Origin of the sequence: Levilactobacillus sp. LN180102 (assembly GCF_050106635.1) — a bacterium.
Lineage (GTDB): Bacteria > Bacillota > Bacilli > Lactobacillales > Lactobacillaceae > Levilactobacillus > Levilactobacillus brevis.
The window spans coordinates 40,495-51,610 of record NZ_JBNIIX010000019.1; the positions used below are offsets into that span (position 1 = coordinate 40,495).

The 11,116-nt window shown below is 46.3% G+C and carries 7 protein-coding genes and 1 CRISPR repeat array; of the genes, 4 read left to right on the forward strand and 3 right to left on the reverse strand.

The window, feature by feature from the left end:
* Positions 1-14 precede the first annotated feature (14 nt).
* The gene (locus ACP4IT_RS10670; RefSeq protein WP_260156738.1) at positions 15-1,715 is read right to left on the reverse strand and encodes a type I-E CRISPR-associated protein Cse1/CasA; all 1,701 of its coding nucleotides are present in this window, start codon (positions 1,713-1,715) and stop codon (positions 15-17) included.
* Positions 1,702-4,473, reverse strand: coding sequence for a CRISPR-associated helicase/endonuclease Cas3 (locus ACP4IT_RS10675; RefSeq protein ID WP_082265474.1), 2,772 nt, complete (start codon positions 4,471-4,473; stop codon positions 1,702-1,704). Before ACP4IT_RS10675 ends, ACP4IT_RS10670 begins: the two co-directional genes overlap by 14 nt.
* A 235-nt stretch (positions 4,474-4,708) precedes the next feature.
* Positions 4,709-5,773: direct repeats of the CRISPR family, unit length 28 nt; unit sequence GGATCACCCCCACACCTGTGGGGAATAC.
* Between the two features lie 279 nt (positions 5,774-6,052).
* Here ACP4IT_RS10675 and ACP4IT_RS10680 point away from each other — a divergent pair.
* From ACP4IT_RS10680 to ACP4IT_RS10690, 3 genes are all read left to right on the forward strand, one after another.
* Positions 6,053-7,219: a DUF2075 domain-containing protein gene (locus ACP4IT_RS10680; protein ID WP_015474562.1), complete on the forward strand. Its 1,167-nt coding sequence runs from the start codon at positions 6,053-6,055 to the stop codon at positions 7,217-7,219.
* 140 nt (positions 7,220-7,359) lie between these two features.
* Positions 7,360-7,563, forward strand: a complete 204-nt coding sequence (locus ACP4IT_RS10685; RefSeq protein ID WP_041815755.1) for a helix-turn-helix transcriptional regulator — start codon at positions 7,360-7,362, stop codon at positions 7,561-7,563.
* Positions 7,560-7,994, forward strand: coding sequence for a DUF2178 domain-containing protein (locus ACP4IT_RS10690; RefSeq protein ID WP_015474564.1), 435 nt, complete (start codon positions 7,560-7,562; stop codon positions 7,992-7,994). The genes ACP4IT_RS10685 and ACP4IT_RS10690 overlap by 4 nt, the downstream gene beginning before the upstream one ends.
* A 107-nt stretch (positions 7,995-8,101) precedes the next feature.
* On the opposite strand, the gene ACP4IT_RS10695 is transcribed toward ACP4IT_RS10690, so the two are convergent.
* Positions 8,102-10,048, reverse strand: coding sequence for a MucBP domain-containing protein (locus ACP4IT_RS10695; RefSeq protein WP_015474565.1), 1,947 nt, complete (start codon positions 10,046-10,048; stop codon positions 8,102-8,104).
* Positions 10,049-10,299: 251 nt separating this feature from the next.
* Between ACP4IT_RS10695 and ACP4IT_RS10700 the strand changes: the two genes are divergently transcribed.
* The gene (locus ACP4IT_RS10700; protein WP_015474566.1) at positions 10,300-10,899 is read left to right on the forward strand and encodes an NADPH-dependent FMN reductase; all 600 of its coding nucleotides are present in this window, start codon (positions 10,300-10,302) and stop codon (positions 10,897-10,899) included.
* The last annotated feature ends 217 nt before the right edge of the window (positions 10,900-11,116 follow it).

Below are 11,116 nucleotides of genomic sequence, written 5' to 3' on the forward strand. Positions count from 1 at the left end.
ATTATCATCTCCGCTTATAGGTCAAGATGAAGCCGTAGATTATACATCAGATGTGATTTAGCCGTAAAGATATTTAAAGGTCCTGTCTTCCCAGAAACCCCGCGCATGTCTCTCGGCGAGCTGGCCTGTAGTTCTTCGTCAACCGCCGCGACTGTGAGCATTTTGAGTTGCGTCTTCCACGCCATAATCTTTTCGTCACGGTCATCCTGACTGGTTAGTCCCTCTAGCCACATCTTGAAGGGAGTATTTAACCGTTCATAAAATTTGGCACTCATTTGCCCAGCGAATAATCGGCCATCAACATTTCGAATCTGGGCAATATCTTTGGCGAAATGATAATAGTCATCCCCCACCGTTTGCGTGAAGTCGATTGCTTCTTCGATCCGGGTCGGCCAATAATCCTGCTGACCTGAATCAAATAAAACATCGGCTTGCATCTGCATGTCATCACCAACTTCCACCGCTGGTGCCTGCGATGTGGCATTACCATCACTAATTAACGCCACTGAATTCAGCACAAGTGGGTGGTTGTGAGCTAGTAAGTTCTGCTCCTTAAGTGTCCGCAACCAAACGACCAGTTCCGGTTCCTGACGATCATCAGCGCGATGAACATTGATGTAAGCTCCAAAGTTGCGCCACATGGCGATTCCCAAAGACCGTAATCCCTTGACTGCTGGCCGGTAGGCATTAGTTTTCTTATCAAATCGCCAAGTAGTCATTGGCTCAATAAAGGCGCTATCACTGCTAAACATAGGAATCCCGGCACTAAAAATTGTTGGCCGCTGATTCTCATCCCACTCAATATGCAAAATGCGCGACCATGCCGTGTATATTTCTGGTAAATTATCTGGCAAAATTTCACGTTTCCGCTCCGCAATATAATCACTCACCGTCGCATACTCCCAGACAGGCTTAGGACAAGCGTAGTCATTGCGACTATCACTCAACACCAAGTTCAACATTAATGTCGTAAATAGTGTCTCTCCCTGGGCAAACACCGGATTGAGTCGATACAACCAACCAGCCGCATTCGAAAAAGACTCCTCCGTCACAATTTTAGTTTTGTCCGTGACACCGGTAAAATTCTGATACGTGATGATCCAGCGAATCAGTTCATCTAGGGACATATCATTCTTAGCGGCTCCTGTTTTCGGTGCAAAAATTGCTGGCGTGTGGTTACTCTCAGAAATCCGTCGATTTAATTGCTTAACCGCCACTTTTCCTTTACCAGCGGCAATTGCTTTGTTCTTAGGAACCAGTGCGTCATAATCAGCTGTGGTGACCTGATAAAATGGTCGTTCGCCAAAAAAGTCGAACCGATCCGCAAAAAATTCCAAATAACGGGTCACCGACTGGGTAAAATGGCCCGCCTGATTCAGCTGCTGCCACGTTTCTAGTAAATCCTCGGTACTGTCATCTTTAGTGAATTCATCGTCATCAACTTCTAAGTCTTGTGGTGACGTACCGCTCGTTTTTAACCACGAGTAAGCCTCACCAGTCGCGTCAAACCGCGAATAAACTGTGGTTAAGATCGCCAATAATAAGCGTAAAATCGCTAAATTTTGACTGCGCATGTCCCCAGCTAATTGCCGGTAATCCTGCGCATGCGTAAATAGATCGATGAGCGAAACCATTTGTTCTTGATTGTCATTAACCGTAATCACTTTAATCCATGGATCTGTCGTTAAATTAAACTGCCGATTATCCACCGTCATCATCCTTTACATAACTTAATCCTAACTTTGCTGTATATGCCAACCGCCAGCCCGCAAAGGTTGTCGTCAACGCTTCATCCATCGGCAGTGCCAGTGCACCCTTCAGCCAGGTACTCGTTTGCCAGTCCCCAAAATAACGACCAGTCAACGTTTCCAAGTCTTGAATAGCTTGATTAATATCCAGTGTAATTGCCGCTGGAAGCCGAATTACCTGTTGGGCAATTTCTTGCGGTGCCACATTTTCTAACCGGCGGCCATCTAATAGACAGTTGCCCGCACTCGTCCGCTGAACCAGAATCACTTCCAGCGTCTCTTTGATATCCCGAACCGCTGCATTGGCCTTCTGCTCATCCGTATCCACGTTTCCTAATGATCGGCCCAGCCAATCGTGAATGGTCGCACCGGCTCTGAGATTAGGATTCTTAATCTGGAATACACCGGCTTTTTGCTTTTCACGTTCAAGATCAGCATCAAATTTCTCTCGTGCAGCGGCAATCCCATCGATGTCACCATCAGTCGTTGGATCATAGACCCGCTGAACGAGTGGCGAAATATCTGTTGGTAACGTTAACTGGTTCGGCATAAACGCGTCGGTCTTCATTAATAAGTATTTGCCATAAACCGCTTCGTTACCATCGCCATACTCATGACCGGCTTGAATCCCCATTAGGAAAACTTGGGGTGCCTGTAAAGCTACCGGTCGCTCAATTTGATGTCGATGTAGCCGACCAATTCTTTGCAAAACCAGATCCATCGGAGCAATGTCGGTATATAGCACGTCAAAATCAATGTCTAGCGACTGCTCTAAGACCTGTGTTCCAATCACGATCAACCGCTCAGGTCGCGTACCATTTTTTCCAATTGCAGCTTGTAACGCTTGTTCCTGCCGAGCGCGATCCGTTGCCAAAAAAGCGGAGTGGAGTACCATCAACTTGACACCATGCGGAACCAACTGCGCTAGCTGCTGCGCACGTTTGACAGTGTTGACAATAATTCCAGCAACCCCACCATCACTAATTTTATCGACGACCTGTGCAATTAAATCTACATCTTCACTGTCGATACGCTGAACCGCAATGCGCATGGGCTGCTGATCACTTTTACCCGGAAATTCGGTGATCTGTTTGATCTGACAGCCATCCACGATGCTCAGTAACGGATAAGCTTGCGCGTTTTCCCAATCAGTCGGTGCCTGCAACTGCTTCTTAAATTTACTTCCATATTTACCTCTAAGATAGGCTTTGATCAACGCATTCCGTTTATCTTTAGGCAATGTCGCTGATAAAATGACGATGGGAACGTGGTAGGCTCCGAGCCAGCTAAGCGCCTTACGGAGGTATTGGCCCATATAAGCATCATAAGCATGGACCTCATCAATCACCACAACCTTGCCGCTTAGACCTAGGTGTCGTAAAAAAAGATGTTTCTGTTTTAATCCCATTAACAACAGATGATCGATTGTTCCGACTGTAAATTTCGTCAAAATCGACTTCTTACCAGAAAACCAACTGTTGACGACTACGGCTCCTATTTTGTTCTCTTTTTCGTCCTCTATGTCGTTTTCGGTTGCGTAAATGTTAGCCGCATTGGGTAGCTGACGATATGCTTGATTGAACTGGGCCTTACCATGCATGAGCTTAATCGGGAAGTCCTCACCTTGTGATTGGGCTAAAAATGCTAACCACTCCGTCACCCGATCAAACATCGCATTGGTCGTTGCCTGTGTAGGAAGACCCATGAAAAGGCCATCCCGTCCTGTCTGAAAGGCCAATTGCTCAGCGGCCACTAAAGCAATTTCTGTCTTACCCAGTCCCATTGGTGCCTCAACGATCACCATTCCCGGGTCTAGCGTGTCTTGAATGGCGGCGGTCATAGTCCGCTGAACCGGACGCGCCGAGAAACCCCACCGTTCTTTATAAGGATCAGCAGAACTAAGCTGCTGCGGGTGCCATTCTCCGCCTAAGTCCCAAGCATTGATAGCTTGTTGAAACCGCGCCGTTGGGTCAATGTCTTGCCAAGATTGGTCAAGGCTGATTAGGGGAAACAGTGGAATCGTTTGGTCTTGATCCAGATACTCACTTGACGCCAACCAGTCGGCCATAATCAATAATCCCTCTAAAATAACGGCTTGTGGTTGCTGAATATCCGGTATTTCAGTAACTTCTTGATAACCGGATGACGCCAATCCATACTCAAATAACTCTCTATGTACTTGTTTCCAAGGTTGTTGTAACTCCGACTGATTGTCACTTTGAAAGTAATTAGCCGTGTAGTCCTGCAACTGTCCGTAAGGTTGGCTACTCTCCGTTTTACCGTGATGTCCACCAATAATTGCACCAATCGACGCGGGAACACCGAAGTTTTCAAGAATTGCCTCACCAGCTCTGGCGTGGGGTGACTGTTTAGCCGAAGCCAAACATAAGTCATTTAGTTTCAGAAATCCACCATGAGTTAATCGCGCTTTCAATTGCTCATCCAGATCAGCATCTCGGTCATAGGACTGCTTCATCTGAAATGCCGGCGTGGCCTTTCCCAGATCATGAACAAACCCAACAAACTTAACAAGTTGCTGGGTTTGTTCTTCTGACAAGGTTCCCATTAATAATTGCCGTTGACCATCACTGAGCCAATGATTGAATAACCAGTTAATGGTGTTTCGCGCATCGATTAGATGGGAAATTAGCGGAAGCCAGTACTGTTGCGTATCGGTTGAGCTTTTCTTAGCCCACAAAGCCGCTACGGATTTAGACACTTCCATACATAACCATCCCTTCTCTAACAGATTTAAATGCTAGGTATTCGCCTTATGATTACTAAGATAACCGAATTTACTAGCTTAAATCAACTAATGACACCTACAAAATATTTCATACCCTATTTAACATTTGATTTATAATTGCTAAACTTGATTCTTTTCATGTAACCGTATACACGCCTTGTACTATTTAATCTTATACCTTTTATATAAAAACATCATCATTAATTTTCATTAATCATCACCCCCACACCGGTGGGGAATACTTTGGCCGGTGATCCCGGCGTGTTGCGATGAAAGGATCACCCCCACACCTGTGGGGAATACTCATCAACTGTGATTGGCCGATCATGGCGTTTGGGATCACCCCCACACCTGTGGGGAATACCACGTGGAAGGGTCAACGAATGCGATTAACTCAGGATCACCCCCACACCTGTGGGGAATACACAATATGCGGTCGATCGCCAGTCGGCCTTGATGGATCACCCCCACACCTGTGGGGAATACTGCCTACGATGCCACGACTAAGGCAGCTGACTAGGATCACCCCCACACCTGTGGGGAATACGTCATTGGAAATGTGCACACTAACCCAGAACTAGGATCACCCCCACACCTGTGGGGAATACGGTCATAACCGTGAACAATATCTCCCTCATATAGGATCACCCCCACACCTGTGGGGAATACGTACCCCAGTGCCAAACACATTATTGCTGTCAGGGATCACCCCCACACCTGTGGGGAATACTTTAATTTTTACACGTTCATTTCCCCCAAAATAGGATCACCCTCACACCTGTGGGGAATACGAAACTCAGTGGATGTCGATGAAAGCCAGCTAAGGATCACCCCCACACCTGTGGGGAATACCCGAAGAAATTCTCACAAAAGTAACGAGCAAAAGGATCACCCCCACACCTGTGGGGAATACAGGTCAGGACTCTTTTTTTGTGCCATAATTTCAGGATCACCCCCACACCTGTGGGGAATACCATTGGTAAGGTCAACGTTAGGCCGGACGTACGGGATCACCCCCACACCTGTGGGGAATACTGAGTTGTCTTCCTCGCTGAAAAAGTTCTCACAGGATCACCCCCACACCTGTGGGGAATACAATATTACAAGAATACAGTTAAACTGTCATTAGGGATCACCCCCACACCTGTGGGGAATACGGGAAATAATGGCCAGCTTTCAAATCTGAGATGGGATCACCCCCACACCTGTGGGGAATACTCATCGTTAATAACCGTCCACATATCACCTTCGGGATCACCCCCACACCTGTGGGGAATACACTAAAGAATCCTTGATATACCGGCATTCCTATTTTGAAAATCCGGCCATTTTTATCACTTTGCTCTTAAAGCATACTCCAGCTATCCCCAATTCACAAACTCTTAACCGACTAAATAATTTAGGTCAACTATAGTCACTAGATTCCAAAATTCTCCACTTTCCCGCTCCAGTCAATCCACCTTAAAAATTTCAGCGCCATCACCGTAACCTGCTATAATGAATAGTGCTATTTCCAACGTCTCAGTGACGCTAATTCACTAAATTTAGGAGTTATTCGATGAATAAAATTTTACAGGAACAGTTCTTCGTCGACGATTTGTCTGACGACCAAAAGGCTGTTATTACCGACATGAATCATTACATCAAAGACAGTCTCAATGGCCAAGAATCCGCCGTTGCCATCATTCAAGGCGCGGCCGGTACTGGTAAGTCTGTCGTCTTAATGGAACTTGTCCGTCAGTATATGACCGACAAACGTTACCGGACTTCACTTGTGGTCAATCACCCCGAACTTTATAAAGCCTATCAAGACTTGGCCGAATCCATTCCCAATATGAAAGCCAGCGCCATTCGCCGGCCCACTTCCCTCATTAACTACGCGCAAAAAAATCATAAACAATACGATATTATTTTTGTTGATGAGGCCCATTTGCTCTACTCCAAATCTGAACCCTACGCCCACTACCGCGGCCAAAACCAGTTGACTGACCTGATGAATTTAGCTAAAGTCGTCGTGGTTGTATACGATTTCGACCAAGTCTTCCAGTCCAAAATGTACTGGGACCAAGACCTCCTTTACCAAACCATCGGTCACCATCCCCACAAGCGATTCGATATGAACTTCCAATACCGCATGGTCGCCAGTGACGAACAAGTCGCCTGGATGGATGACTTAGCAGCTGAAAAGCCGCTGCGTTCCTTTCCAGAAAACAGTGACTTCGAATTCAAAATGTTTGATACCGCTGGTGAACTCTTCGAAAACATCAAAAAGCGCAACAAGGAATTCGGTATGAGTCGCGTCGTGGCCACCTCTGGTTTTCCACGCATTGATGGTCGCCACAATGTGGAAATGGATTCCTTTAGCCTCCCTTGGGATGAATGGGACCCCCAGCGGACTCACTGGGCGAAACGTGAAGGCTCCATTACGCAAGTCGGTACGATTTACACACTCCAGGGCTTTGACTTGAACTACGTGGGGATGATTATTGGTCCATCGTTCGGCTACGATCCGCAGACCGATACCATGACGATTATCCCCGAAAAATATTCACACAAAGAAATCTTCAAGAAACGCAAAGACATGCAATTCAGCCGCGACGAATACAAAACATTTATTGCCAACGTGCTTAACGTGTTGATGAAGCGCGGTAAGTACGGCCTCTACCTAACAGCGTACGATGATGCCTTGCGGGCTCGACTATTAGAACTTGAAAATCACCAATAAATCAAATAAACGAAACCGGCCATCGGACTCCCTTTCGATGGCCGGTTTTATGCTATCAGGATCACTAATTGTTGACTAAAAATGTAAAATATGTTTTACTTAATTTGTCAAAGACATTTGACACAAGGACGTGAATCTTGATGAAAAATACCATCGCCACTCGGCGGAAACAGCGAAAGTTGTCACAGGCCGAATTGGCCCAACTGACCGCCGTCACGCGACAAACAATTAATGCGATCGAAAACAATAAGTATGATCCGTCATTATCCCTCGCATTCAAGTTAGCCGCCATTTTAGAGACCACAGTTGATGCATTATTCAGTAATGGGGAGGATATCAAATGAGTCGTGCTAAAAGAATTCTTCGGTTTACATTTTGGGTGAACAATCTAGTATTTCTGTTGTTAGCTGCACTGATTATTGTCAGTTTCAGTCATCTATTTTATATCTGGGCACCGATTCTATCGCTCGTGTTGGTGGTCACCTGTGTCGCGATGCTCTGGTACATGCAGCAGCACCTCGGCGTCAAGTCATTTAAAGGCCTTTACTGGGTTGACGACGAACGCGATCGGCTGATTACTCTGAAAGTTCATTCCACAGTCATGGTCAGTGCCACTTATTTTCTATACGGATTGCTCGGCATTATCTGCTTACTGTTGAATTGGCACCTCTCGACTCAGGAACTGGGGCAAACGCTCCTAGCCATCATTTGGCTAGCCCTAGTTGCCAGCAACCTACAATATTACTGGTTGTGGCTCAAGTACGACCAGGCGTAAAACCAGACACCTTGATTGTTTCATGTGGAACAACCACATGCTAATCCAAAAGCGCGCCCACATCTGATAAATTCATCAGAAATGGGCGCGCTTTTTCGTCATCACTTTTATTTGATGGTTCGGGTAGTTACCGCCGCAGAATGCTGCGTACTTTGCTGCACCGAATTTTGCTGTACCTTTACCAATTTTTTATTCGTTGTCACATACCGACCATTGGTTAGTACATACCGCGTAGTTAAATGGTACCGCACTAGCCGTTTGACTCTTAACGTTTGTCCGCGCCGATAATGCCGCGTCTTGCCGGTTAGCTTACGTGTTCGATACCCATTAACCCCTTGGGGATTGATGACCGTCACTCGGGTATACGTGCGTTGATAGTAAACATTCGTCACGTAAGCCTTTTTGGCGGTAATATAACCAACCTTGCCGGCCGTCTTAGAGTGATGGTTGACGTCCCGCACTTTAAATCGTAGCGCGTGATGCTTAGAATGCGCACTGCCAATTACGACAAACATCGGCCGCTTAGTTCGTGACTGTTTGGCATACCGTGCCCGCACTTGTGACGCTTTAAATGTCGGCCGTTGATACAGCCGCACGGCCTTGGTTGCGTAAACGGCCTGACCCTTGAAAACCGCTAAGTCAGTGTCGCCTCCTGAAATCAAGTCACCACTTGATAAACTATCGTCTGAATTAGACGAACTGGTCGGGGTACTCGATGAGTGACTCCTGTCTATCGAACTTGATGAGCTTGATGAACTCGACTCGTCGGCCGCCTTAACCGTCAGCGTAACGGCCTTAGACTGACCATCGCGAGTGGTTAGAGTCACCGGGTAACGCCCCGGTTGATTAAGCGTGGCTTGGCTCAAATCCACCACCACTGGTAATGCCTGTCCATCTTTGTCCGTGGCTTTAGCCTTAAAGGTTTCACTAGTCGGTGCTGGATCACCCACCGTTATCGTTGCATCTTCACCCAACAAACTCTGTTGGTTCTTCTCATCTACAGCATAGTGGTACGTCACCGTGTACGGACGACTGCCAAACGTCCCGGTTGGCTCACCATCAACCGACGTCACATGATAGCCAGCGAAAGTCTTGGCTTGCGCCGTAAACGTATCGCCGTAATACCCAGTCAACGTATCGGCCTTGACTAATGCCTGATTGAGCTGATCCAGATACTGCACGGTCACTGGCTGCCCAGGATTCTTCGCCCGGACATACGTGTATGGCGCTGCTCCCTTAAACTCGGCCATGAGTTGTGAATAAGTGTATCGGTTCTTTCCCGTTGGCGCCTCAGTAGTCCCATCACCGATATCTTGCCACATATCCTGATAGGCATCATTGTGAAATGGCTGTAAGTTGGTCCCCGTCAAAAGTGAATCTGGTCCTAAATGAATAACCGTCAGATTCATATTCATCAATGCCCGCGTGGCATCTGCATTGCGAAAATTAATTCCAGCCAAGTCCAATTCATGTACTCGTGGCGCCAGCATAAACATCCACTGGGCCAATTTTAACTTCGGCATTTGCCAGCCAGACAGATTAATCACATCTGACTGCGCCCGCATAAACATGAAACCCGCGTCAGTAACATTGTGGACGTCCCAACTCGTCAGATCAAGATTCGGCACCTGAATGCCAAAAAAGGCAAATTCAAAGTTGGTCACGTGACTGGCGTCAATTTGATCAAGACCTTCAATACTGGTGGCCCCGAGGTAACCAAACAGTTCGCGACTATTAGGCGCCAAAGTTACCGGCCCTTCAATCACAATTTTGGCAACCTGGTCGCCATAAGCCGTCCATGGCGGCGCACTTTGACTATTCGACAAGTTGGCAAACGTCCCCGCACCAATGTGCAATGTTAAATCATCCGAAATATACCAATGACTCGTCCCAAAATCACCAGAATGTAAAATTCCCTGCGTTTGCGTTGTGGTCGTTGCGGCTTGTGCCGTTACAGGTGTGCCATTCATGACAATACCTATGCCACCCAACAAACCAGTTGCTCCCAACAATATCAGCAATCGTTTGGTTTCTTTAATGACTGTTTTTTTCATTATGATCCCTCATTTGAGCTTTCCTCATAACTCACGGATTATTGATCTTAAACAACGGATATACCAATTACTGTTCATTATACTAACAAAGCTGTTGGACTTCAATTGATGGCTCTCATTACAACCAATTAAAGTGAACGGTCAAACCCAGTCATTAATAATTCCATACCTACTAGACCAGCGATTATCAACGTGCTAAACTATATTTAATTTTAACTTACTTTTAGTTAGTTAATACAAGGAGGATCTTTATGACCACTAGAATTGGTATCATTTTAGGCACGCCCCGGCAACCGTCTTTGGGGAGTCATCTATTTCACTACTTACAACGCACCTTCTCCAACACTGACAAGGTAACGTTCACGTGGTTGGCGCTCCGAGACTATCCTTTACCATTCTACGATCATGAAGAAACGCCTCTAGAAACGCCAATCCACGACCTCAGCACCCCTGAACAGGCATGGTTAGATCAGCTGGCCGCACAAGATGGTTACATCATCATTAGCCCTGAATACGATCATGCCATCCCGGGTATCCTCAAAAACGCGCTCGACTTTGTTGGCCCTGAAGTCGATCACAAGCCTGTGCAAATCATCACCTACTCCCATTACAGTGATGGCGGTATGTTGGCGGCTGAGTCCATGGTTGAAATCTTACAAATATTAAAAATGATCGTTTTACCAACACCCGTTCTTCTCTGGAACGCGGACGATAATTTCACTGACCAAGGAACCTTGCTTGCCGATGCAACCAACAGTGCCCACTTTGCTCAGCGATTGCAGGAAGCCTTTGCGGACATCGAGTTTTACAGTCAGTTGCTCAAAGCCCATCCTTACTCGCCAGCTAAATAAACGAACCATTTGGATGGCAAATCAAGACTAATGCGTCAAAAAGAAGCAACACTTAAGATTCGGTAACAATCTCAAATAACACTTCTTATACTTTGGCAAATTCTATAATTAATCCGAACAGAAATTAAAAAGCCCAAAGCAATCACTTACAATGGTAGTAGCTAATTCCAACCAATATAGGGAGTGATTACTTTGGGTACATCTACTTTATCACGTT